Raw genomic sequence first — 24,620 nt, 5'->3', positions numbered from 1 at the left:
GAAAAACCCTTTACAGATAGGTTTGTGCAACAAAGCCGATTAAATTATAAAACTTATTTATCCTAATAAGAAATTAACAAGTTTAAATTAATATTAATGCAAAATAGTCGTTTATGTTGGATATGCCAAACAAATATTGCTGATACATCTGAACATGCATTAAAAAAAACAGATATTATTCGTGTTTATGGTAAAGGCTCATATCATAAGTTAAGGGAAAAACAACCTATTCATTTTAAAAATGGAAAGCAAACCAAACTTCAAGGTGCTAACTCTGATGTAATTAAAAATCCTAAGGATTTATGTAAGGTATGTAATAACACCTTAACTCAACCTTATGATCGTGCTTACGATAGATTTATTGAATATATAATAAATCATAATGATTTGATTTTAGAACGGCGCTTCATAGATTTTGAAGAAATCTATGGAAAAGACTTCCCAACTCAACAAACTAATTTATTTAAATATTTTATAAAATCTTTTGGTTGTAGAATCTATGCAAACCCTGATTTTAAAGTACCTACTGATATTATTGAAATAATTAGGAGTGATTTGGCTTACTTCACAACTGGCTTACAAATCACAATGAGTGTGAATAAAGAAATAATAAATCAATGTGGCAGAGATATTTTAAATTCTCCAATTGGAAAAACCGAGATGACATATTCCAATTTGCCAGGCATAAAAAATCAGTTTGGTTTTAACTTTAGTGAACATTTTGGGTGGTTTTTTATCAACTATTTTTATCTTACAAACGTCAATGAGCGAAGTGGTACACAATGGGTTGCCGACAAAAAAGTTCTTTTTATAGGTGAATTAGAAGAGTTCAACTTCTTTTAATCATAAAAGATAATTATTTAGTCTTTTAAAGTTAAAAAATAAGGGCTGATAGATCAGCCCTTATTTTAAACTACTTTCTAATCAACTATTAAGCTAATTGAGCAGCAGCAATTTTTTTGGTATCGATGTCTTTAGCAGCATCTGTATACTCGCTCATCTTGTCGAAGTTCAAGTATTGATAGATATCAGCAGACATGCTGTCAATTTGAGCTGCATATTGTTGATATTCTTCTGGAGATGGTAATTTACCAAGTACAGCAGCAACAGATGCAAGTTCAGCAGATGCCAGGTAAACGTTCGCACCTTGACCTAGACGGTTCGGGAAGTTACGAGTAGAAGTCGATACACAAGTAGTGTTTGGAGCTACACGTGCTTGGTTACCCATACATAATGAACAGCCTGGCATTTCAGTACGAGCGCCAGCTTTGCCATAAGTATTGTAGAAACCTTCTTCCATCAATTGGTGTTCGTCCATACGAGTTGGAGGAGCCAACCATAGACGAGTAGATAAAGAACCACCAGGTACTTTGTCTAGAAGTTTACCAGCTGCACGGAAGTGACCGATATTCGTCATACAAGAACCGATGAATACTTCATCAATTTTAACGCCTTGAACGTCAGAAAGAAGTTTTGCATCATCTGGGTCGTTCGGGCAGCAAAGAACTGGTTCTGTGATTGTAGAAAGGTCGATTTCATACACTTTAGTGTATTCAGCGTCAGCATCAGCTTTAAGAAGTGATGGGTTAGCCAACCATTTTTCCATGTTCTCAACACGGCGCGCCATAGTACGAGCATCGCCATAGCCTTGTGAAATCATCCACTTCAGCATAGTGATATTAGAACGTAGGTATTCAGCAACTTTCTCTTCAGAAAGCGTGATCGCACAACCAGCCGCAGAACGTTCAGCAGAAGCATCAGAAAGTTCGAATGCTTGCTCAACAGTCAGGTCAGTTTCCATTTCTGTCAGGTCGATCTCAAGGATACGGCCAGAGAAGATGTTTTTCTTACCTTTCTTCTCAACAGTCAGGTCACCTTCTTGGATTGCTACGTAAGGAATTGCATGTACTAGGTCACGTAAAGTGATACCAGGCTGCATTTTACCTTTGAACTTCACAAGAACAGACTCTGGCATATCAAGTGGCATAACACCAGTTGCTGCAGCGAATGCTACAAGACCAGAACCCGCTGGGAATGAAATACCGATTGGGAAACGAGTATGCGAGTCACCACCAGTACCAACAGTATCTGGAAGAAGCATACGGTTTAACCAAGAGTGGATAATACCGTCACCTGGACGTAGAGAAACACCACCACGGTTCATGATGAAATCAGGAAGCGTGTGCTGCATTTGAACGTCAACTGGTTTTGGATACGCAGCTGTGTGACAGAAAGATTGCATTACCAGGTCAGCAGAGAAGCCTAGGCAAGCAAGATCTTTAAGTTCGTCACGAGTCATAGGACCAGTTGTATCTTGAGAACCAACAGTAGTCATACGTGGTTCACAGTAAGTACCTGGACGGATACCTTGACCTTCAGGAAGACCACAAGCGCGACCAACCATCTTCTGAGCAAGGGTGAAGCCTTTGCCAGTGTCAGCAGGTTGTACTGGAGTACGGAACAGAGTTGAAGGCTCAAGACCAAGCTCTTCACGTGCTTTAGTTGTCAAACCACGACCGATGATCAGGTTAATACGACCACCCGCACGAACTTCGTCTAGAAGTACTGGAGTTTTAAGGTCAGCTTCAGCGATTTGAGCGCCGTCTTTGAACGCAGTTACTTTAGCAGCAGCTTTGTCGATTTTAAGAGTGATTTCATCACCCATGTTCATGTTTGCTACGTCAATTTCAACTGGTAACGCACCAGCGTCTTCCATAGTGTTGAAGAAAATCGGAGCAATTTTAGAACCTAAGCAGTAACCGCCTTCTTTCTTGTTAGGAATGTGCGGAATTTCGTCACCGAAGAACCAAAGTACAGAGTTAGTTGCAGATTTACGAGAAGAACCTGTACCAACAACGTCACCTACGTAAGCAACTTTGTTGCCTTTCGCGATGAGGTCTTTAATTTGGTTTAATGGACCAACTTCACCAGGAACTTCTGGGTTGATGCCATCACGTTCGTTTTTCAGCATTGCATTTGCATGCAATGGAATGTCTGGACGGCTCCAAGCGTCTTGTGCTGGAGACAAGTCATCAGTGTTAGTTTCGCCAGTTACTTTGAAAACTGTCAGTTTGATTTCTTCTGGAACATCTGCACGGTTTGTGAACCATTCAGCATCAGCCCATGATTGAAGAACAGCTTTTGCATTTGCATTACCTGCACGTGCTTTATCAGCTACGTCATGGAACGCATCAAATACAAGAAGCGTCTTTTTCAAAGCTTCAGCAGCAAGACCACCAAGCTCTGCGTCTTCTAGAAGTTCAACTAAAGGAGCAACGTTATAACCACCAAGCATAGTGCCCAGTAAGTAAACCGCACGTTCTTTAGAAACTAGTGGAGAAGTCGCTTCGCCTTTTGCCAATGCAGCTAAGAACGCAGCTTTTACGTATGCAGCTTGGTCAACACCCGCTGGAACACGGTTTTCAAGCAAGTCAACTAAGTATGCTTCTTCACCAGCTGGGGGATTTTTTAATAATTCAACTAATGCAGCAGTTTGAGCATCATCAAGTGGCTTCGGTGGGACTCCGAGTGCGGCACGTTCTTCAACGTGTTGGCGGTAAGCTTCTAGCACGGTGTTATTCCTCTTTTTTAAAAAATTACCTGTGAATTCCTGCTTTATAAGAGCTTCACAAATAATATGGACTCTAAAATTTTACTAAAATTCCAGTTAAAAGTTAATGCAAGTACAGTGTTTCTTTGTGATGCTCATTATTTTATAACTAAATGATGCTTATAAAGATCATTCAATAATCAAATCATCATCGCCTTGCATAATTTAAGTACAGATATGGCAACTTTTAACCAAATTCGACGCATAAAAAAGGCAACATCGATGTTGCCTAATTTACTTAGAAAAAGATACTCCACCTTAGTGGACTGTCGTCGAGTTCAAATATTGCTGAAAAGCGTCCCGACAACCCTCAAATTTTAATTCACATTGATCTTCATAGGTCTGACTGTGATTGTTGCTGGCAAAGGAAATCTCGACCAAACAGCGTTTTTTGTCCTGCACCAAGATCTGCTTAATCACGACCTTGTCTCCTACACTCAGAACATAGCGTCCGCTACCGATAATCGCCAATCCTTTTTCATCTTCTAACAGCAGATCTGAGTGATATAAATATTTCACGACGTCCATATTATTGTTCTCCTAAAGGCTTTGGAGTTAAATTCATTATTCAATATAAAGATAAGCATTTCTATATTTTAGATTTAGCAATTGTCACAAATTATATTTAATATTGCTTAGGCTATTTTTATTATTAGAAGAATATTCTTATATCTATAAACCACTATTTAATTTGAATGAAGATTCCTTAGTTTGCTTCATTCAAATATAAAAAAACCGTTCCTTAGAACGGTTTGTAATCTGGCATTTTATCATGCGGTGTGGCGATACATTTTTCAGTAAATTCAGCGCGGACTTTCTCACGGGCTGCATCTACATCGGTCTTAATTTCCTGTTCCGGAAGTGCATAGACTTCATCGATAATATTCAGGATAAAACCGCGAGTGATGTCATCATCGATCTTGTTGGCATGCTCAACAGCCTTTTCTTTCTCGATCGCATTCTGACGATCCAGCATAATGGTCCGTGCAGCATTCCCCACACTACGACAATAGCCATGCCACTGCTCTTCAGGGGTTAAAGGTTTTTTCTCTGCACAGCCGACCAGAGCAACCATCAGCGATAAAGCAAATAACTTTTTCATGAATTTCTCCTTCCGAGAAGCACTATAAGAGATCAGCACAGATTTGTCATTTAAAATGAAATTTCTGTCTATTCTTATTGATACTGCCTGCTCGAAAGTAGCATTTCATATCTTAACCACAGCTGGCCTGAACTACTTTCTTAGTGGCTGGATCTACAGTGACCGTCACGCGCTCTTCACGATAATCCATAGTGACAGGCTGGCCAGGTGCAACCATGCGTACCATTTGAGCTTTGGTTTTCTCTTTGATTTTTGCTTCAGTTAAATTGGATTGGCCAACCAGCGCAGCTGCCTGATCAGCGATACATTTAGGCTGGTTTGCTCGGAAATATTCCCATTCTTCGACCACTTGCCCATTTTTTAAATGACAATAGCCCACTTGCCCATTAGTTTCATTACGGATTTCCAGCTTTCCACCCTGATTAATACAATAGGCACTCGCTGGATTCGCTGTTCCCAATGACGCTGAGTTTGAGTCAGTCGACTGGGTCGTACTACAGCCAGCAAGGAGGATGGATGCAAATAATCCGGGCAAACCAGATAAAATTATTTTTTTCATGAGCGGTATTCTTCTAAAGGAATTCGCCTTTAATGTAGCATATTCCACTTATAGCGTCAGATCTGAAAAGGCTTGAGTGTTTGTAATTCTGTAAAAAGCGACAGGATCATTTCTTAATATCATTAGGTTTAATCCCATTTAAGTTCTCACTATTTCCTATGATTTACTTTAACCAATAATCAACCTTCAAAAGTGGTTTCTTTTTTCAAATAGCCAAAATTTAGTTTTAGTTAACTATTGGAATGGCTTAAAGATGACAATGTCATTACATTATTATACAAAGTGTTTATTACCCTTCATCAACCAAGTGTTATTCTAATATTTTGTTTTTAGATTATTAAATTAATTATTGCCCAGCTTCTTTGTCCTTGCCTTTTTTATGCACGAAGCTTGATGTTTGTACTAGCGGCCATATTGCTTTAATATTTGATTGAATTTTAAACTTTATCTCAGCATGCAAGACGATCTCCAGCTTTCTTTAAAAGAATACCTTTCTACGGTTCATGAAGTGGTAAAAATCACTTTCGATACACCGGTGTGGGTCAAAGCCGAGATTCGTAATTTAAATATTAAAGCTGGCCATTATTATCTAGAACTGGCAGAAAAAGATCCTGACAATGATCAGGTCATTGCCAGTTGCCGGGCCACAATCTGGAAGTTTGCTGCGCAGAAAATTGTGACGCAATTTGAACGTGAAAGTGGTATTGAACTAAGCCGGGATCTTAAAGTTTTAATCAAAGTCAAAGCCAGCTTTGATCCGCAATATGGATTTTCCCTAAATATTGTAGAGATTGATTCTGGATATACCTTGGGAGATATAGCCCGACGTTATCAGCAGATTGTAGAAAGACTGACAACCGAAGGTCTGATTAATCGCAATAAAAATCTCCCTACACCTTTTGACCTAAACCGGATTCTGGTGATTGCTCCAGAAAAGGCTGCCGGTCTGGGCGATTTCAAGAAAGATGCTGATGCTTTACAAAAAGCTCAGGTATGCGAATTTATCTATCACAGTGCTACCTTTCAGGGAAATACGGCACCGCAAAGCATCATGCAAAGCTTGGCACAAGCTTTAAAGCAGTGGGCACAAACGTATCATCACGCGCCTGATCTGATCGTGATCATTCGTGGCGGTGGCGCAGTCAATGATCTGGCGTATTTGAATGACTATGCGCTGGCTGCCCTGCTCTGCAAACGTTCAGTTCCCGTCTGGGTTGGTATTGGTCATGAAAAAGATCGGACGATTCTGGATGAAATCGCTCATCGTTCTTTCGACACACCGAGCAAGGTGATTGCTGGAATTCGCAATCATGTCGTCGAGCTGACGCAAGAAGTTATAAATAACCTGCAAAGCATCCAGCGACTTTCTCAACAGCAAATTCAGGCTTATCAAAACCAGAATGAGCAATATTTAAAACTAATCCAAAATCTGGCCAATCACCAGATTGTGAATGCCTTGCAAAGTTTAGAGCAGCTCAAGTCCAATACTTCTAACCTTGCCCAGCAACAGACCCAACTAATTAATCAGCAGCTAGATGCCCTGATGCGGGAAACACTACTGCAAAATCCCAAACATGTTTTGTCCAAAGGCTATGCCATTGTGCGCCAGCAAGAACACGTGGTTCGTTCAATTCATCAAATTGATGTGCAACAACCCGTTCAGGTTGAATTACACGATGGCCTATTTTCAGCACAACTTACGCAGGTAACTCCCCATGAGTCATGATACTTTGAGCTTTCAGGAAGGCTATGACATCTTGAAAAAGAATGCTGAATTACTTGAATCTCAGCAAGAACCAGATATTGATAATTTGATGAAAATCGTTGAAGAGTCTATGCAGGCGTATAAAGCCTGTAAATCCCGAGTGGAAGCCGTTCAGAATGCACTGAACGAGACCTTTAAGGATTAATTTTATTGAATACCTTAAATCAGTATAGCTTGATGATTTAAATGCTTAGGCTATTTTAAAATCTCTTGCCTATAAAAAAGCCCTCATTTAGAGGGCTTTTTATTAGCTTAGAACCGCCAGTTATAGAATAAGTCAATTGCACGCTCTAAAGACTGACTGGCTTCCAGATATAAACGCTGATTCATTTGATAACGTAAAGTCAACTTGTTTACTGGGGTAAATACGCCAACCCCATAACGGATATATAAGTCTGGCGTAATATAACCGGTTACAGACACCTGAGTATCATCCCCGGTTCCCTGTGCATCCAGTGCCAGACCGCTCAAGCCAAAGCTACGGCCAATCTGGTTGGTCAAGGCACGCGTACCGCCTAAGCCCAGACTGATCCCTGCGGCTGCAATGGTGTTATTTACATCAGATCTGAAACCTTCTGCCTGACTCAAGCCTGAAGCCCCTTCATTAATACGACCAGTAATCAGGGCATTCAACGCTTCCTGTTCAGACAGGCCAGCATCATTATAAATTTGAATGGCAGGACTTGAGGCTGTACCAGTGACACGTACACCCACCGTGCTACCTTGAATGGATTTATTGGCATCAATATCCAGGGTTGGATTCGACAACGGGCCATTGAAACGTGCAATTGCACGGTTCAGATCCAGACTTTGTCCATAAGCTTCAATTTTCACCCGTTGTGATACCCCGATCGCACCATTGGCACGCATCGCAGATTCCAGACCACGTTGTGTCAGATTGACACGACCTAAGAGTGGAATACGGCTGTCAAAGCCCTGGAAGATCACCTGATTTCCTAACGACACTGCAACATCTGCGCGAATATCCCATGGACGTGCCGCTTTCAGAATGGCGAGCTGGTCATCTCCCTCACGTACTACGCGTACGTCAGAAGACAAGCCCACAACAGGTTCAGACGCTTCAGGCATAGAAATCAATGCACGAGGAACATCGACCTTACCACTCAAGCTCAATTTTTTATTGAACGGATACATATCCAGGGTCAGATCAGGCGTAACCACCGCAGTAATCAGCGGTGCCTGGCGAATCAGCAGATTTTCACCCTGAAGTTTGAGCTGTACGCGAGGATCACCTTTCCAGTCTACAGAACCAGTTAATTTACCAGCACCACGACCACTATTAAATGCACCATTAATAGTCGCGGTATTTTGACGGACTGATGAATAGAGCTGCACATTGGTTAGATTGACTGGTAATGAAATCATGCTGATCGCCCCGTCCTTAACCCGAATTTCACCTTCAAGTAATGGATCGGTTAACGTTCCGCTAATTTTACCTGCATACGACAGGGTACCATCCAGATTACGCACATCCTGAATGAATGGCTTAAAGACCTTCAGCTGAACCTGGTTAAAGGCAATCTCGCCCCGCATTGGTTTATTGTCACGATATGGATCAATAATTACATTGGCATAGCCTGTACCAATATCCGGCGTTTTCACATCCAGACGAATCTGTAATCCAGCGGCCACGCTTTTTGCGACCAGCCCCACTTCATCATATTTTAAAGTCGAGCCTAAATATTCCGGATCATCAGAAGATAAGCCGATCACCCCATTGCGGGTTACCAGACGAGCATCAATTTTCGGTTTAGCACCTTGTGCCCAAGCTGCCTTGGCATAACCATTCACTTTACCGGTTAATGCTATGCCTTCTGGCAGGAAGGCACTAAAGTCAGCCAGATCCAGGTTACGGGTAATAAATGAAGCACTACCTCGAGTTTTATTGACTCGAATTGGCTGGTCAAAGCAAAGTTGACTTTGCTGACTCATCCAGCAATGAGCGCCAACAAACAGATCCGACTGTGCAGTGTTATAAATTACAGCTGCATTTTGACGCTGCACCAGATGAGTACGCAGTGAGTCGAAATCACCGCGCTGGATCTGGCCTAACCAGTTATTTTGTGCATTAAAACCACCTGCGAGCTGAACAAAGAATTTAGACAGCTTATTTTCAGCCTGAACTTGCAGCACATGCGCGGCGCGCGTTCCAGCAAGTGACACTTCACCGCGTACAATCTGTCTATTGCCACTACGCAACTGATCCATGGTCGCAGTCAATAAAGTCGGTGTGGTTTGTGAAGTCGGTAACTGGCCACGTACCCGAATCTTGTCTACGCTAAACAGGTTCTTGAAAGCAAAATTATCTACTGCCAGATTCGCAGTTGCTTGCAAACGCGGTTGTGCTTGCATATTGATGTAGCCTTGTACCCGGCCTCTTAATCCCGGATAAAGCTCATATAATGCCGGCGCATTCACTTTAAGTTGCAGATTTTGTGCATTACCTGTGGCCTGTATCTGGTTACTGGCATAAGACAGGAACAGGTTATTGGCTTCAAACTGCTGCGGTACAAAACCACGCTGCTTGGAATCAATCAATACAGCCAGATTACCCTTACCGCGTACCGGTTTATTATTCAACATACCGGCCAGATTTAAGCGTTGAATCTGGACACGCTTCACTGCATCCGACCAGACACCTTGGGTTTGCAGATTGCCAGACAATTCACCTTTAAGCTTGGCATTAAAATACTGAGGTTTGAAACGCACCAAAGAAGCATTTACATTCCAGCCAATACCATTTGCCAAGTTCACCTGACCATTGGCATTAATTTTTCCAGCGACTCCATCATGGCGCAGTTCCTTGATATTCAGCATATCAGGCGTACCTGACAAGCGCAGTTTCAACAATCCCTGACTGGCCTTAATCTGGCTGGCACTTAATGCACCATCATAATTGACCGCATAACTTTTGAATCCGCCACCTACTTTTTCATCATGGAACAACAAGGCAATATTACTATTACCTGTCAGATGAACGGTTTCATTTTGCGCAGCCAGTCGTCCGGTCAGATCTACACCGCTGAGGTTAATAATCTGCTGATTCGGGCGTGCATAACCACTGGCTTTTACTCGACCATTCAAGCGGTCAATTGGTGAAGCTGCAGCCAGAGTCTGGGTATTCAGGTTCTGGGCATTTAATACTGCGGACCATTTGAGCTGACGTTTTTCTTCTGGCAGTTCAACCCGTGCATTACCTGTTAGACTGCCGGCCTGTCCATTTCCACTATATTTAAAACTTGGAACATTCAGGATGTTATTTTTCAAGTTCAATTGTGCCTGATACATTCCTGTCGGCAACAACCCTTCTTCATGCTGAGCAACCTGAGTAGCGACATGGATATTCTGCTGGCCTTCGACCAGTACCAGATCAACATCGCCTGATTCACTTTTTAACCAGCCGATATAAGGCACAGCACGATCAATATTTTTCCAGGCCACATCCAGTAAAATCGGTTGAGCTTTATTGTCTTTAACCGGCTTCTGATCCAGCTTGATATTCCAGGTTTCATAGCGGTCAAAATCCACCAGTCCTGTTAAATGCAGGCCATTTTCCAGGTTACCGGTAGAGGCAATATTACCGTCCAGACTTGGTGGTAGAAAATCTTGCACCACCTGTGGAATTCGCTGATGTTTTGGATCAATCCCATTCATGCGGCCTGTCAGATCCCAATCCACCTGATCAGCCCAGCCTACAGTACCTGCCAGGCTTACCGAACCTTTCATCAGCTGACCATTTAGATCAGTAATATTGAGCTGATTGACCAGATCGGTGTACATCACTGCGGTATATTGCCCATCCGGGATATTTTCACCTTCAATATCAGTGCGAACATTCAGATCCAGGCGCTTGGTATTCCCATTAAACTCAGCCACACCATCTTTCGTAAACAGTTTTTGCTCTGTCAGGATTGGCCAGTGATATTGCTTGAACTGGAGTTCACCACGCATGGGTACATTAGGACGCATCGGGTGCAGAATTGCCCAGCCTGTCAGCAAATCTGGCGTGTTGGTCGCGACCCCGGCCTGAATGGTATCCAGTGTGCCTCTAGCACGTACTTGAATATCATGAATATTCAAGCTTTCTCTGAGTGAAGGCAGATTTAGAATACCGCGTGCATCTAGTGGATATTTACCTTCAAACTGCATTTTCCCAGTAGCTTCACGTACCGACAGATAGCCCATGTCCATGCGGGAATCTTCGAAATTCAGCTCGGTACCTGACCATAATGCTTCATTCAGTTCAATATTATAAAAATCAACTGCATTGGTCTGAGTCTTAATCACCAAGTGATCGAGAAGTAAATGATCAACCCGCAATACAAACGGTAAACGAATTGCATTGAACTTGAATGGCTCATCACTTGACGGATTTTTATTAATAATCTGTAGATTCAGTACATCTGCTTCAGTCAGATGAATTTCTTTTTTGATAATCGCCCGCCAACCCAGCTTGACATCAGCACGGTCAATTTTGACATCGACCGGTTTCAGGGTAACCAGAACATTTTTCAGGATAATCCCGCGCCACAGGTTCCCACCTTCATATTCATAATGAATGATTTCCTGGCGCTGCATCACCTGATCGAGCAGGAATTTACTGCCTTTATCGGTAGAAAACAGGATCGCCAGTACAGACAGCAGAAAAATAAGAGAAAAAAGGACCGACAATAGAATACTTCTAAATATACGGCGCTTTTTCGGCACAACTTCAGGTTGTTGCTCTTGTTCTGGCTGTGGTTGGTTTTCGACCATGATCTACCCAAATAACTATTTTTTAATTAATAAATGTTTTATAACTGCGAGCCAATAAAGAAATGCAAACGAATCGGATAATTGTCATCCGACAGTCCGGTCGCCACATCTAAACGAATTGGGCCAATCGGTGAAGCCCAACGAATCCCCAGCCCCGCACCATATTCTGTCGGATTACTAAAATCCTCATTATAGGCATTTCCGGCATCCGCAAATACTGCAGCGCGCCAGCCCTCCCTGAACTGATAATTATACTCCAGTGAAGCCACACCCAAAGCCTGTCCGCCCACTTTAAAGCCTTCAATTTCCGGAGAAAGACTCTTATAGTCAAAACCACGGATACTTTGATCACCGCCACTAAAATAGCGCAGGTTATAAGGTACTTTGGCAAAATCTTCAGTAAAGATATAACCCAGATCCGCACGTCCAACAAACTGGTGATTGGCATTTTCACCCAGTGAATAGATAAAACGCCAGCCTGCATTCACAATCGCCATATCGGCATCAGACAATAAAGCTTCACTGCCCAATTCGACTTTATAGGTTTGCTTAAAGCCCTTGGTCGGGTTCACGCGGCGATCACTATCAGTACGGGAAACTTCATAACCCACCAATAAAGACTGCTGTTCATCTTCAGTATTGAATCTGAATGCTTCCGGAATCTGGCTAAAATCAACCGAACCATCCTGCGTCAGACGATCCAGACGGTAACGTAGACCGTAGGTTTGTTGCCAATTAGCACGCGGATTTTTAATAATCCGGTCAGCACCAAGTACCGCGGATTCAATTAACAGGCCATCACCTTGGGCCACACCATCACGTTCTTCACGCTCATAACCACCCACGATACTGATATAGTCATTAAGTGGATGGTTGTATGGAATATTATAACGGCCATCAATTGACTGACGGATTTGTGACAATTCAAGGTTGGCATCAAATGAGTGACCACGCTTGTTTACGATCGCGCGGCGATATTGTCCACGTAAGCGTGTTCCGGTATCCGTACCATAACCCAGACCGACTTCGGCACTGTTAAGACGGTCTGCATTCAGTGTCACAATGACCGGAATTTTTTTCTCTTCACGAGCCTGAGCCTTTAAACGTTCTTCTTCGTCTTCTTTGGTCTGCTGCTGAACCCGCAAAGTTCTTAAGTTTGGATTTTCTGCATCACGACTACCGGCGAACTGATCTTCATCCACCACATCCTGTGTAACTTCCTGATCGGATACTGGTGCAGCTTTCTTGGCCACACCTATTTCATCTTCTGAAAACTTCTGTTCTTCTATCAGACTCTGAATATCCGGTGCCAGTTCCAGCTCTCGATCAATAGGATCAGGACGAATTGTATCCACCAGCGTATAGTTAAAATAACGTGAGTTCGTCAGGTTGTTGGCCAAGCTATTCACACGCCAGAAGGTGTAGTCAGCACCATCTTCCCAGGTGACCAGACTTTCCAGTACATCACGATTCAATGGAAATTCTTTTTCAGGATCACTCATCCTGAACTCTACATTACCCAGTTTATAACGCTCACCTGTTTCAAAGCGCAGATTCACATCGGCTGTATTTTCGGGTTGGGCAATGCGCACATCATGCAAGCGCCAGTAAGCATCAAAATAACCATTGTCGCTGGCTGCGGTATTAATCCGGTCCTTGGTTTTTTCATAATCCCCATGGTTAAAGATATCACCTTCTTCCTGTTCAGGTAGAAGACTAATAACCTGGAACTGCGGCTGTTCACCACCTGGCCCACTAAACTCAATATTATGGGTATTGATAATGACCGGCTCATTCGGGGTTACATAAACTCTGACCCGGCTATCTGATAATTTTTCAAATCTGAACTGGGCATTGTAATAACCTACAGCTTGGGCAGCCTGATTGGACAGATTACGGAGTTGCGGTAATGCAGATGAAAAATCTTCAAAGGATTCCTGGGTAAAGCTAGAAAGTTTAGCTTTTACATTATTTCTAAGATTCGTATAACCTTCTGACTGGGCTTTACGATTCAATCCGCCATTGCTTTGTGTAGTGCCATTTCCATTCACAATGACCACATCTGCACTGATCCGAGGCAAACTGGCGGTCATAATCTGGCGAGGTGGACGTATTTTATAAAACAGTCGCTTGAAAATATTAGGGCGTTTATCATTTTCAGGCGTCGTTGGTGCAGGCAACTCGGATAAGGTCGCACCCGACTCATTTCTTTGGACAATAATCTGGCTATCGGCCTGAATGGACTGCATAAGCTGATCAACATTCACAGGTGCCTGATTGATTTCAACCAGTTCCTGCTGACTCATATCATTGACTACTGTTTTAGTTTGCACGGTCTGGCGATAGGCTTGCGCCTCGCGTTTCGCTTCTTGCGCAACCTGATAAATCTCGTTTGCCATGCTCTGGTCAATCGTTTGTACCGGCAGGCTTTCTAAATCATCAAACTCAATTGGCTGAAATTCACCCAGAGACGTTCCCATAGCCTGCTGTTCTTGCAGCATTTGCATACTATCTACAGTGGAAGTTTCAGGTTCTAAAGCTTCTTCAACTTTTTCTGTTGCTTCAGCCTCGGTCGTAGCTACCCCTTGTCGAACAGCTTCTTGGGATAACTCTTCGATCATTTCTGCCTGAGATAGTGCTACCGGAGTTTCGGTCTGCTCGGTTTGTGCCATGCCCTGATGCGATAACATCATGAAAAATATACTCATACATAGCCTGGCTCGGCCATGATACGGTACGAGAGACCCCATACTACGATTTAGCATCGTTTGTTTAAATTTTCTCTTTGCGAGCATAGCAAACTCTAAACGAATACATTCTTTAATTGATTAATTGACCGAAAAAGATAAGCTAAAGAACTTAAATTATTGGGTTTTGCCTTTACATGGACGAAAGTATCTTACATGATTTTTCTCAATGTTTACGTATATCTCACATTTCTTAATAAATCTTAATGTAGCACGTCTTATATGAACAACAATGAACATTTGTTAGCGAGCCGCCGCTTTTTACCCATGTTCCTGACCCAGTTTTTTGGTGCACTGAATGATAATGTTTTTAAACAGGCATTATTATTGGTGATTACCTATGGCTGGATTCAGCAACAATCAGCCAGTATTAGCACCTTAAATAACTTTGCTGCACTATTGTTCATTTTGCCTTATTTTATTTTCTCTGCGACGGCAGGCCAGATTGCAGATAAATATGAACGTTCCCAGCTGATTCGCTATTTAAAGATTTTTGAAATTGTGATCATGATTCTGGGCACCATTGGCTTCCTGCTCGGTCATTTATGGATTCTTCTGTTTGCCCTGTTTTTAATGGGCACTCAATCCACTTTTTTCGGCCCGATTAAATATGCCATTTTGCCTGAAGTATTAAAACCGGATGAATTGATGTCAGGTAACGCACTATTCCAGTCAGGTACATCACTGGCTATTCTGTTTGGTATGATCTTAGGCGGTGCAGTCATTGCGGCTTCTACAGGCAATCTGATCTGGATCAGCCTAACGGTGTTAAGTATTGCCGTGGTTGGCTATTTCTCCAGTCGTTATATTTTAAAGCAGAGCATTCCAGCACCCGAAATCAATATTGACTGGAATTTTTTCCGGACCAGCTTTCAGACCATTAAATATACCAAAAGCTTACCGCTAGTTTTTTTAATTCTGCTGGGTAACTCCTGGTACTGGTTTTATGGGGCAACTTATTTGACCCAGATTCCACAGCTTACCTTACAAAACCTGCATGCTTCTGAAAATGTTGCCAGTCTGCTTTTAACCTTTTTCTCTGTCGGAATCGGCTTAGGTTCTTATTTATGCCGCAGATTAGGCGGTACTGAGGTCAATATTAAAATGGTACCGATTGGCGCTATTGGTCTCGTGGTTTTTGCATTATATCTAGCCGCAAGTCTTGCCTTTGTTCCGGAACGTACCGGTACGTTACTCGGCTTGGCAGATGTATTCCAGCAAGGCTGGAGCTATTATCATGTGATGCTGGCGGTAACTTTACTGGGCATCAGTGGCGGTTTTTATATCGTGCCGCTGTATGCCATGATGCAAGCGCATTCTCCCCGCTCACATCGTGCACGTGTGGTTGCAGCAAATAACATCCTGAATGCCGTTTTCATGGTATCTTCTGCTATATTCTCGATTATTATTTTAAGCGTTCTAGAGTTTGATCTTAAAATACTTTTCTGTATTACTGCAATGTTGAGTGGCCTGTTTACTTTATGGCTGCTCTATAGATTGAAACCGATGATCAAAACCGCAAAAGCCCCTTTGGAGGATTAATTCATGCGTCAATATACAGGTGTCGATAAGCTTATTCATTCTTTTGACCAGGCATTACGCAGTCTTGTTCCAGGAACGACTTCCTCACAACGGGAAAATCCAGCCAAACCGGTCGAAACCCAGCTTACTGTGAGTGATGCCCGTCATGTAGCTGGGTTAATGCGCGTAAATCATAGTGGTGAGGTTTGTGCCCAAGCGCTTTATCATGGACAGGCATTAACTGCGAAGCTGCCAAATGTACGTCGGGAAATGGAACAGGCGGCAATTGAAGAACAGGATCATCTGGCCTGGTGTGAAGACCGCTTACAAGAACTGGATAGCCATACCAGTTTACTCAATCCGGTCTGGTACGGCCTTTCCTTTGGTATGGGTGCAATTGCCGGCATTGCGGGTGACAAATATAGTCTGGGTTTTGTTGCAGAAACCGAGCGTCAGGTGAGTATGCATTTACAGCATCATATTAATCAGCTGCCAGCACAGGATGAACGCTCACGTCGTATTCTAGAACAGATGAATGAAGATGAACTGCATCACCGTGATACAGCTTTGGCTGCAGGCGGTGTAGATTTACCGCTTCCCGTCAAGATTGCCATGACCGGCATTTCCAAGTTAATGACCAAAACCAGTTATTATATTTAAGTATCAAATAAAGCCCTCATTTTTGAGGGCTTTATTGTGATCAAAATAATTAAGGAAAAAATATTTTAAGAACTCTTTTTTTAAATTTTTTATTTATCATTATTTTATCTGCTATTTTTATTTAATTTATATTAAAAAAATTATTACTATTTTTTAATAAGAAATTTTAAGTCAACTTTTGATTAATTAAATCTCTAGTTTATCAGCTCTCATTTTAAAATTTATCGTTCATATAACTTTCTGTTTCTTTATGTTTATATAGAAAACAGATTTACATAATTAAAAGATTACATTTACTTCATAAGCAATTAGTTAGATTAAATTTGATATTTACAGTCATAATAATCCATCAACAATGTAAATTCACTATTTGCTTTATATCTATGCATTCGTTAACTCAGTCAACTTCCCCGGAATTTTAAAGGACGGTTAAAATGGCTAATCAAGATAATGAAAAAGATACCGATAATTCAAATCGTGGTTTCGCAGGCATGGAAGCGGAGAAACAACGCGAGATTGCAAGCCAAGGCGGGAGAGCTGCTCATGCAAGTGGTAATGCCCATGAATTTACTTCAGAAGAAGCTCGCGAAGCTGGTTCACGCAGCCACATAAATGACCGTGGTCGCAGCCGTGATGACGACGATGATGATGATCGTCGCGGTGGACGTGGCAGAGGTCGTGGCCGAAGCCGTGATGATGACGACGATGATGATGACGATCGTCGTGGTGGTCGAGGTCGTGGCCGCAGCCGTGATGATGACGACGATGATGACGACGATGATGACGATCGTCGTGGTGGACGCGGTCGAGGTCGTAGCCGAAGCCGTGATGATGATGATCGTCGCGGTGGACGCGGTCGAGGTCGTGGCCGCAGCCGTGATGATGACGACGATGATGATGACGATCGTCGCGGTGGACGTGGCAGAGGTCGTGGTCGAAGCCGTGATGATGACGATGATGATGACGATCGTCGCGGTGGACGCGGCAGAGGTCGTGGCCGCAGCCGTGATGATGACGACGATGATGATGACGATCGTCGCGGTGGACGCGGTCGAGGTCGTAGCCGAAGCCGTGATGATGACGACGATGATGATGATGACGATCGTCGCGGTGGACGTGGCAGAGGTCGTGGCCGAAGCCGTGATGATGACGACGATGATGATGACGATCGTCGCGGTGGACGCGGTCGAGGTCGTGGCCGCAGCCGTGATGATGACGACGATGATGACGATCGCCGCGGTGGACGCGGTCGAGGTCGTGGCCGCAGCCGTGATGATGACGACGATGATGACGATCGTCGTGGCGGACGTGGCAGAGGTCGTGGCCGCAGCCGTGATGATGACGATGATGATGACGATCGTCGTGGTGGACGCGGTCGAGGTCGTGGCCACAGCCGTGATGATGACGATGATGATGATCGTCGCGGACGTTCCAGTAATGGAGGACGAAGAAGTCCACCACGTGATGACCGAGGAAGATTTACTTCTTGTTAATTCATTGCAATATAATTAGCTTTATAAACATAAAACGTGGATTTAGGTCCACGTTTTATTTAATACTTTCATTCTACTTTATCGATAAAGAAAAATAGAAATTATTTAAATCAATCCTGTAGATTTTTATTTTTTATCATCCTTATTTTTTGATATATTTAGATGACTATATTATTTAATATTTTTTATAAAAATTAAATTTTATTTAAAACCAAGTCAAAATATAATTACCTTCATGGTAAATTAATTAAAATTTAAAATATATTTATTGTTCTCTATTTTTTAAAATTGGTAGTAAAAATGATTATTTAGAGGTAATTTATGGAAACAGGTATTATTCTTGGCATTCTATTCGCAATTATTGTGTTGTTAGTTATTTTTTATAAAAAGAAAAAGTAAATAACAGTTTTTTGGCAAATACAGATCCCCTACTTACATAAAACTGAAAAATTCATTAGCTTAATTTCGAATCCAGATTAAATTTTGACTTGTGGATATTGAAGACGGCGATCATATTCAAATGCAGGATGAGACCAGATGTCATGCATCGGAATTTTAACATCCAGTGCAAGCGGTAATTTTTTAGGATTAAATTCCATCTGGTTTAAATCATTTCCCCATGCAATCAGGTCGACATCCAGGCTGATCTGATGAGATGGCCGAACCCGCCCCGAATCCGTTTCCATTTGCTTTAATAAATTAGTCATATCTTGAACAGGAACTTCACTGTATAGGAGGCAGGCCGCATTCCAGTAATCTGCCCCGATACTATCCCGACATGGAATGAGGTAAATTGGAGAAAACCAAACTTTCCCCAACTCGCTGATCCGCTGCTGGGCAGCCTGAAAATGTTGCTGTGGATGACAATTACTCGCCAGTGCTAGGGCGAATATCGTTGCGGTGGCGTTCAAGACGTATCCCTACAGAATTAGCTTGCGCGATAATGGCAGGCTTACGGATCGTAATCATAATCGATTCTACACTTTCAAAGGTAGCAAAAAGCGCGTCTAGTACCAGTTTTGCTGCATGTTCGATCAATTTTGGCTGGGCGTCCTGAATCACCCGCGCTGAAATCTCACAGATTTCGGCATAATTCAAAGTATCTTCCAGTTCATCTGACTGTGCCGCTTGTTCTAATTTGGTACGAATAGTGAGATCCAGCATTAAAGGCTGAATGATTTGACGCTCCCAAGTAAAGCAGCCGACTACTGTATCGACCTTTAAGCCTTCAATAATAATTGCGTCCATTTTAAAACTCGGAATTTAATATTTACCAATAATCTCCCTAAATCCCTCTTTAATAAAGAGGGACTTTCATCACTTCTAATTATTTTGTAATGAAAGCCTCCCTTTATTAAAGGGAGGTCGGGAGGGATTAAATTAATGCTTTAACAGTAAATTTGGGTCCATGGTCTGGACCATCTGCAAACGCTGATCTGCATAGATGTCTGTATACGGCGCCAGAATTCGCATAAAACGGTCAAAATACAGCATTTGCTTGAACAATAAAGCAAAGTCACGTGGGAAACGAATACCATGGCGTTCACCGACTGCTACCATATCCATCATGATATCGTTAAGATCGGCTGGGCTTGAAGTCAGCAATTCCTGAGGATCAGCTAACATCACACCACTAAATAAACGTTCAAGATCAGCCGCAAGCATTTTGGTATCAATCTCAACTGCAGTCATACCCATTTTCAGCATGTTTTCTGCCATCAGGGTATAATTGGTATGCTGCAAGGCATCCATAAAGGCCATACACGCTGTCCAGACTTCTGGTTTAAGCTGGCCGACAATACCAAAATCAATAAAGCCCACACGACCATCTTCAAGCAGCATCAGATTACCCGCGTGTAAATCAGCATGGAAACTGTTACACATCATCAGGCTGCCAAACCAGGTGTTCATTGCAGTGATGAGAACCTGTGATGGGTCTTTAGCGACCTTTTTCACCACTTCAAAATCAGTCAGTGGCACGCCATATAAACGTTGCATGGTCAGTACACGACGTGTTGAATATTGATGATAAACCTTAGGAGCAGTTGCTGCTTTATTATTGGTGATATTCAGATAATTGACGAAATCATCCAGATTTTGTGCTTCCTCGATGAAATCGACTTCACGCACCATTCGGGTTTTGATTTCTTCGACAATATCGGCCAATGAGGCAAATTTTACTTTCGGCACTGCTTTTTCCAGCAGTTTGGTCGCCCAATGCAATACATTTAAATCGGTATATAGAATTGTTTCCACACCCGGCTTTTGTACTTTAATAACTACATCTTCACCAGAAACCAGCTTAGCCGCATGTACCTGTGCAATGGAAGCCGAAGCCAGTGGTGCTTCTTCAATTGAGGCAAAGATTTCATCCAGATTGCGACCAGAAAACTCTGATGCCAATACTTCCTGAATATAGCTGAATGGCAAGGTCGGTGTTTGATCCAGACAACCCTGAAACTCTTCCACATATTCACGCGGAAACAGCGACGGCGTACTGGCAATAAACTGACCGAGCTTGATATAGGTTGAGCCTAAAGACTCAAATGTTTCACGCATGAGTTTGGCATTACTTGGCTTTTCAGTGGCATATTTAATGCCGGCCTTCGCCGCAACTACCGCGGTTTCACCCATACGGGCAACCGAACGTATTCCATCTAACCAGATATTTTTTTTCATAATGTCTTAGGAAAAATTAATTACATGCAGTGTAGCAAAAAAATTAAATTTTGCAGGCCTATCTTGCCTGACAGACCGGGCAATCTGTATCTTTTTCGAAACTTAAAATGCGCTGTTTAAAACTCAGACCATCCCAAAGTAGAAGTTTCTGTCTAAGTGGCATTTTACCCAGGCCTAAATAAAGCAAAGCATGATGAGCTTGCAAACTCGCCATCACATTTGGCGTAGTCGCCAAGACACCTGAGTCTGCGCAACGCAGACTGGTACCAGCCTGATGTTCAGATGGAAACAGGCAGGCATAGCAAGCTGAATCCCCTTCCATCATGAACAGTTGTCCTTGCAAACCAATCGCAGAAGCACTGATTAAAGGTATATTCAGTTTTACACAGCTCTGATTGACCAGATAACGTGTCTCGAACTGATCACATCCATCCAGCACCAGATCTTGATGTTCAATAATACTTTCTGCATTTTCAGTCATTAAAGCTTGATTAATATATTCAATCTGAATATTCGGATTAATCTGAGCCAGCCTTTTCGCGAGTATTTCTGCCTTATAAAAGCCTAAATCATTTGGCGTAAATGCCAGTTGTCGTTGCAGATTACTCATCTCGATGGTATCAGGATCAATCAGAGTAATTTTGCCTACACCTGCTCTAGCCAGAAGTTCTGCCAAGGCACAACCAATCCCGCCACATCCCACGATACAGACATTGGAAAATTTCAATTTTTCCTGGGCTTCAATATCCCAACCGTCTAAGAGAATCTGGCGGCTATATAAATGCAATTCAGCATCGGTGAGTTCAAACTCTGGGGATATGGCATCCATAGTCGATATAGACAACGTCGTTCCTTGTTTCGAAGATTTTTAAGAAGCATGTGCCACAAAAAATGCATTTACCGAAATTTCAATATGTTGATAAATCTCAAGCAAATTAACTTCTCTGCGCATAAACAGCAAATCAATAAATGGCTTGGCAATACTAGCGCCAAATAGCATATCAGTTAAATGCTCCGTATCAAGCTGATAATGTCCTGATAAATATGTAATGGTCATATTATGAATGCACTTAACTTGATCTATATGCTACTTAATTTATTCACGTATTACATCTTCTAGCTAATCTCGTTCTTCTATTCCTTTATCACCCTGTAACTGTCTTCCGCTTGTTTAGCACTTCTGTAGCTGCTGCCTGCAATTCAGTAGGAAAATGTATCAGTTCAGTGAGACCCTCTGTATCCATTATCAAATATGATTAAGCTGCTTAAGGAATAGCAATTATCCTCGCTTTCAATAAATAGTATGGAGCATATAGATGAACGAACAAAATCAGCATAATAATCGTGAAAAATTATGGGAACTAATCAAAGATGTGCGTTACACCATGATCAGCCATGTAACCGAAAGTCAGGAAATTCATTCTCAGCCGATGACCATGCTCAATTCTGAGCAAATGAATGAAGATCAGAACTTGTATTTCATCATGCGTGATACCAATGATCTGGTGAAAGCTGCCACTACTGGTCGCACTCAGATTGGCCTGTCTTTCGCTAAACCTTCTGATGGTATTTATGTATCGATCAGCGCAAATGCACAGATCAGTACTGACCGTATTTTGATTGAAAAATTATGGAATCCATGGGCAGAAAACTGGTTTGAAGGTAAAGATGATCCTAGCGTACGTGTACTGATTGCTGAAGCTGAAAGTGCAGAATACTGGAATGTTACCGATAATAAAGTAACTCAGCTATTTAAGGCACTAAAAGGTGGCGTAACTGGCGAAGCTGGGGAACCGGATGCTGAGCACAAAAAAGTTGATCTATAAGTAAATAAGAATTCCACTTTCAATTTAGCCTCTTAATAAGAGGCTAAATTTTTGATTTATTTTATTTAAAAGATGAATAGTATTACATTGTAATGACAATTATATTCTCTCATAACTTCTAAAATAAACAAATTAACCATATAAAAAAGGCCGCAATTGCGACCTTTTCACTATATTTAAATGAATATATTAACTGACCTGTTTAATACCCTGAATCTTGACAATTTCCTGCTGTTTAAGCAGATTACGCTGAATTTTACCGCTAGAGGTTTTAGGCAAATCACTTACAAACTCGATCTCTTTCGGATAGGCATGTTTAGATAAACGGGAACGCACATAGTTTTGCAATTTCAGCATCAGTTCTTCACTAGCGGCATATTGTGCTTTAAGCACTACAAAGGCTTTCACAATTTCGGTACGTTCCGGATCTGGCTTTCCAACCACAGCGGACTCCAGCACCTCTTCACACTCCAGCAAGGTACTTTCTACATCAAAAGGTCCAACTCGATAACCCGAAGTCGTAATGACATCATCCGCACGACCAATGAAATCTATTCCACCATGCTCATTCAGTTTTACGGTATCACCCGTTAAATAGTACTGTCCCACAAAGGCTTTACGATTATTGCCGCCATAGCCTTCGAACCACATCAAAGGTGAGGCTGAGCAGTCCATAGCCAAGGTCCCAATGCCGCCTTTTTCGACTTCCTCATGCTCTTTATTTAAAACTGCAAAACGATGTCCTGGAATGGCAAAGCCAGCGGAACCGATTTTCTTGTGATGCTCCAGCGCATGATGATTGGCAATCACCATTCCCAGTTCCGTCTGTCCATACTGGTCGTAGATATTGACGTCCATTTCATGATTAAACCATTGAATGACTTCAGGCGTTAATGGCTCACCTGCACTACTGACCACACGTAAACACGAGCTAATCTCAGCATCAAATTTTTCCTTAAAGCCATAGAACATCCGGAATGCGGTTGGAGAACCGGTCAGGTTATTTACCCGATATTTTTTAATGACTTCAACAGCATTGTCTACGCTAAAAGCACGTTCATCCATAATGATGCTATGTCCCAAACTTAATGGACCTGCAATCCCATAATACAGACCATAAGCCCAACCCGGATCTGCCAGATTCCAGAAAATATCTTCGTCACGTAAATCTACGGCGTGCAGCATATAGCCTTTAAATGCCAGTAAAGCTTTAAGCGGAACAGGCACTGATTTTGCCAGTCCCGTTGTACCTGAAGTAAACATCATCAGGAAAATGTCACTAAAACGACCTTGAACCGGCTCAAATTCAGTTGGGCATTTCTTGAGCTCTGTCCAGAAATCAGCATCCTGATTGGTACTTTCAGGCGTTTGATGTACGGTTAAAATATGTGGAATATCGAGATCATCTAGTTTTGCACGCTGTTCCTGATTGGTAATAATCAGTCGGGTATGTGCGGTATTAATACGATGCTCGATTGCCTTGCTTTCAAAAGCGGTAAATAAAGGCTGATAAATTGCACCAATACGCCAGGTAGCTAGAATGGTAATTAATAATTCTGGGGTTCGTGGGAGCAAACCAGCGATACAGTCACCTGCTTCTAAACCCAGTGAGGTCATATAATGAGCCAATTGTCCTGAAGCCTCAGCCAATTGTTCAAAAGTCCAATATTGGGTCTTGCCATTTTTACCTTCCCAGATTAACGCGATCCGGTTTTGTCCCAGAAAACGTCCACAGCATTCTGTATAGGCATTGAGTGCATCTGGCGTTCCTGCCAGATGTTGTTGAACCATAGTGTCAAAATTAAATTCACGATACGCTTGTTCTAGTGTCTTCATCACGACAACCTCTATTCCATTTATAAACAGACTTTATGTCTGTGTC

At 42.2% G+C, this 24,620-nt stretch carries 19 protein-coding genes; 7 read left to right on the top strand and 12 right to left on the bottom strand.

Going from position 1 to position 24,620, the window contains the following annotated elements:
- Positions 1-96: 96 nt before the first annotated feature.
- Entirely contained in the window at positions 97-843 is a 747-nt protein-coding gene (locus tag C3F22_RS05540) for a hypothetical protein (RefSeq protein WP_104426015.1), read from the top strand.
- A gap of 88 nt (positions 844-931) precedes the next feature.
- Here C3F22_RS05540 and C3F22_RS05535 read toward each other — a convergent pair whose 3' ends face one another.
- The 4 genes from C3F22_RS05535 to C3F22_RS05520 form a co-directional block, all read right to left on the bottom strand.
- Positions 932-3,571: a bifunctional aconitate hydratase 2/2-methylisocitrate dehydratase gene (locus C3F22_RS05535; protein ID WP_034171052.1), complete on the bottom strand. Its 2,640-nt coding sequence runs from the start codon at positions 3,569-3,571 to the stop codon at positions 932-934.
- 297 nt (positions 3,572-3,868) lie between these two features.
- Positions 3,869-4,138 carry a hypothetical protein gene (locus C3F22_RS05530; protein WP_005235947.1) on the bottom strand — a complete coding sequence of 90 codons (270 nt, stop codon included), beginning with the start codon at positions 4,136-4,138 and terminating at the stop codon, positions 3,869-3,871.
- A gap of 214 nt (positions 4,139-4,352) precedes the next feature.
- The gene (locus C3F22_RS05525; RefSeq protein WP_004783806.1) at positions 4,353-4,712 is read right to left on the bottom strand and encodes a hypothetical protein; all 360 of its coding nucleotides are present in this window, start codon (positions 4,710-4,712) and stop codon (positions 4,353-4,355) included.
- 112 nt (positions 4,713-4,824) lie between these two features.
- Positions 4,825-5,271: an I78 family peptidase inhibitor gene (locus C3F22_RS05520; protein WP_104426014.1), complete on the bottom strand. Its 447-nt coding sequence runs from the start codon at positions 5,269-5,271 to the stop codon at positions 4,825-4,827.
- Positions 5,272-5,725: 454 nt separating this feature from the next.
- Between C3F22_RS05520 and xseA the strand changes: the two genes are divergently transcribed.
- Together xseA and xseB are read left to right on the top strand one after the other, a co-directional pair.
- A complete protein-coding gene (gene xseA, locus C3F22_RS05515; RefSeq protein ID WP_104426013.1) occupies positions 5,726-6,997 on the top strand; it encodes an exodeoxyribonuclease VII large subunit in 1,272 nt (423 codons plus the stop codon).
- Positions 6,987-7,181, top strand: a complete 195-nt coding sequence (gene xseB / locus C3F22_RS05510) for an exodeoxyribonuclease VII small subunit (protein WP_005235956.1) — start codon at positions 6,987-6,989, stop codon at positions 7,179-7,181. Before xseA ends, xseB begins: the two co-directional genes overlap by 11 nt.
- Positions 7,182-7,288: 107 nt before the next feature.
- On the opposite strand, the gene C3F22_RS05505 is transcribed toward xseB, so the two are convergent.
- Together C3F22_RS05505 and C3F22_RS05500 are read right to left on the bottom strand one after the other, a co-directional pair.
- On the bottom strand, positions 7,289-11,812 hold the full coding sequence (locus C3F22_RS05505; protein ID WP_104426012.1) for a translocation/assembly module TamB domain-containing protein: 4,524 nt from the start codon (positions 11,810-11,812) through the stop codon (positions 7,289-7,291).
- A gap of 38 nt (positions 11,813-11,850) precedes the next feature.
- On the bottom strand, positions 11,851-14,607 hold the full coding sequence (locus tag C3F22_RS05500; RefSeq protein WP_104426011.1) for an autotransporter assembly complex protein TamA: 2,757 nt from the start codon (positions 14,605-14,607) through the stop codon (positions 11,851-11,853).
- Between the two features lie 174 nt (positions 14,608-14,781).
- Here C3F22_RS05500 and C3F22_RS05495 point away from each other — a divergent pair, with 174 nt between their 5' ends.
- The 3 genes from C3F22_RS05495 (at position 14,782) to C3F22_RS05485 (ending at position 18,233) form a co-directional block, all read left to right on the top strand.
- Complete coding sequence (locus C3F22_RS05495) at positions 14,782-16,101, top strand: MFS transporter (protein ID WP_104426010.1); 1,320 nt, start codon at positions 14,782-14,784, stop codon at positions 16,099-16,101.
- 3 nt (positions 16,102-16,104) lie between these two features.
- The gene (gene coq7, locus C3F22_RS05490; RefSeq protein ID WP_004783823.1) at positions 16,105-16,740 is read left to right on the top strand and encodes a 2-polyprenyl-3-methyl-6-methoxy-1,4-benzoquinone monooxygenase; all 636 of its coding nucleotides are present in this window, start codon (positions 16,105-16,107) and stop codon (positions 16,738-16,740) included.
- Positions 16,741-17,174: 434 nt separating this feature from the next.
- Positions 17,175-18,233: a KGG domain-containing protein gene (locus C3F22_RS05485; RefSeq protein ID WP_104426009.1), complete on the top strand. Its 1,059-nt coding sequence runs from the start codon at positions 17,175-17,177 to the stop codon at positions 18,231-18,233.
- 476 nt (positions 18,234-18,709) lie between these two features.
- Here C3F22_RS05485 and C3F22_RS05480 read toward each other — a convergent pair whose 3' ends face one another.
- The 5 genes from C3F22_RS05480 to C3F22_RS05460 all read right to left on the bottom strand — a co-directional run bounded on the left by C3F22_RS05480 (position 18,710) and on the right by C3F22_RS05460 (position 21,969).
- Positions 18,710-19,144 (bottom strand): 2-amino-4-hydroxy-6-hydroxymethyldihydropteridine diphosphokinase, encoded by a 435-nt coding sequence (locus C3F22_RS05480; protein ID WP_034171634.1) that lies wholly within the window; start codon positions 19,142-19,144, stop codon positions 18,710-18,712.
- Positions 19,101-19,481: a dihydroneopterin aldolase gene (gene folB, locus C3F22_RS05475; RefSeq protein ID WP_034171633.1), complete on the bottom strand. Its 381-nt coding sequence runs from the start codon at positions 19,479-19,481 to the stop codon at positions 19,101-19,103. The genes C3F22_RS05480 and folB overlap by 44 nt, the downstream gene beginning before the upstream one ends.
- Positions 19,482-19,613: 132 nt before the next feature.
- Positions 19,614-20,912 carry an ABC1 kinase family protein gene (locus C3F22_RS05470; protein WP_104426008.1) on the bottom strand — a complete coding sequence of 433 codons (1,299 nt, stop codon included), beginning with the start codon at positions 20,910-20,912 and terminating at the stop codon, positions 19,614-19,616.
- Positions 20,913-20,970: 58 nt separating this feature from the next.
- Positions 20,971-21,741 carry a HesA/MoeB/ThiF family protein gene (locus tag C3F22_RS05465; RefSeq protein WP_104426007.1) on the bottom strand — a complete coding sequence of 257 codons (771 nt, stop codon included), beginning with the start codon at positions 21,739-21,741 and terminating at the stop codon, positions 20,971-20,973.
- A 39-nt stretch (positions 21,742-21,780) separates the two neighbouring features.
- Positions 21,781-21,969: a hypothetical protein gene (locus tag C3F22_RS05460; RefSeq protein WP_104426006.1), complete on the bottom strand. Its 189-nt coding sequence runs from the start codon at positions 21,967-21,969 to the stop codon at positions 21,781-21,783.
- 259 nt (positions 21,970-22,228) lie between these two features.
- Here C3F22_RS05460 and C3F22_RS05455 point away from each other — a divergent pair, with 259 nt between their 5' ends.
- On the top strand, positions 22,229-22,738 hold the full coding sequence (locus C3F22_RS05455; RefSeq protein ID WP_034704527.1) for a pyridoxamine 5'-phosphate oxidase family protein: 510 nt from the start codon (positions 22,229-22,231) through the stop codon (positions 22,736-22,738).
- Between the two features lie 189 nt (positions 22,739-22,927).
- On the opposite strand, the gene C3F22_RS05450 is transcribed toward C3F22_RS05455, so the two are convergent.
- On the bottom strand, positions 22,928-24,574 hold the full coding sequence (locus C3F22_RS05450) for an AMP-binding protein (RefSeq protein ID WP_104426005.1): 1,647 nt from the start codon (positions 24,572-24,574) through the stop codon (positions 22,928-22,930).
- Positions 24,575-24,620 lie beyond the last annotated feature (46 nt).

Source organism: Acinetobacter sp. ACNIH1 (assembly GCF_002934695.1).
In the GTDB taxonomy this organism is placed as follows: domain Bacteria; phylum Pseudomonadota; class Gammaproteobacteria; order Pseudomonadales; family Moraxellaceae; genus Acinetobacter; species Acinetobacter variabilis.
Note: the sequence above shows the minus strand (reverse complement) of the source record. Positions and strands in the feature narration are given on the sequence as shown.

Bases quoted from the DNA above. Each gene is read 5' to 3' on its own strand.
- C3F22_RS05540 (WP_104426015.1), top strand. From the start codon at position 97: ATGCAAAATAGTCGTTTATGTTGGATATGCCAAACAAATATTGCTGAT.
- C3F22_RS05530 (WP_005235947.1), bottom strand. From the start codon at position 4,138: ATGGACGTCGTGAAATATTTATATCACTCAGATCTGCTGTTAGAAGAT.
- C3F22_RS05525 (WP_004783806.1), bottom strand. From the start codon at position 4,712: ATGAAAAAGTTATTTGCTTTATCGCTGATGGTTGCTCTGGTCGGCTGT.
- C3F22_RS05520 (WP_104426014.1), bottom strand. From the start codon at position 5,271: ATGAAAAAAATAATTTTATCTGGTTTGCCCGGATTATTTGCATCCATC.
- xseA (WP_104426013.1), top strand. From the start codon at position 5,726: ATGCAAGACGATCTCCAGCTTTCTTTAAAAGAATACCTTTCTACGGTT.
- xseB (WP_005235956.1), top strand. From the start codon at position 6,987: ATGAGTCATGATACTTTGAGCTTTCAGGAAGGCTATGACATCTTGAAA.
- C3F22_RS05505 (WP_104426012.1), bottom strand. From the start codon at position 11,812: ATGGTCGAAAACCAACCACAGCCAGAACAAGAGCAACAACCTGAAGTT.
- C3F22_RS05500 (WP_104426011.1), bottom strand. From the start codon at position 14,607: ATGCTCGCAAAGAGAAAATTTAAACAAACGATGCTAAATCGTAGTATG.
- C3F22_RS05495 (WP_104426010.1), top strand. From the start codon at position 14,782: ATGAACAACAATGAACATTTGTTAGCGAGCCGCCGCTTTTTACCCATG.
- coq7 (WP_004783823.1), top strand. From the start codon at position 16,105: ATGCGTCAATATACAGGTGTCGATAAGCTTATTCATTCTTTTGACCAG.
- C3F22_RS05485 (WP_104426009.1), top strand. From the start codon at position 17,175: ATGGCTAATCAAGATAATGAAAAAGATACCGATAATTCAAATCGTGGT.
- folB (WP_034171633.1), bottom strand. From the start codon at position 19,481: ATGGACGCAATTATTATTGAAGGCTTAAAGGTCGATACAGTAGTCGGC.
- C3F22_RS05470 (WP_104426008.1), bottom strand. From the start codon at position 20,912: ATGAAAAAAAATATCTGGTTAGATGGAATACGTTCGGTTGCCCGTATG.
- C3F22_RS05465 (WP_104426007.1), bottom strand. From the start codon at position 21,741: ATGGATGCCATATCCCCAGAGTTTGAACTCACCGATGCTGAATTGCAT.
- C3F22_RS05460 (WP_104426006.1), bottom strand. From the start codon at position 21,969: ATGACCATTACATATTTATCAGGACATTATCAGCTTGATACGGAGCAT.
- C3F22_RS05455 (WP_034704527.1), top strand. From the start codon at position 22,229: ATGAACGAACAAAATCAGCATAATAATCGTGAAAAATTATGGGAACTA.
- C3F22_RS05450 (WP_104426005.1), bottom strand. From the start codon at position 24,574: ATGAAGACACTAGAACAAGCGTATCGTGAATTTAATTTTGACACTATG.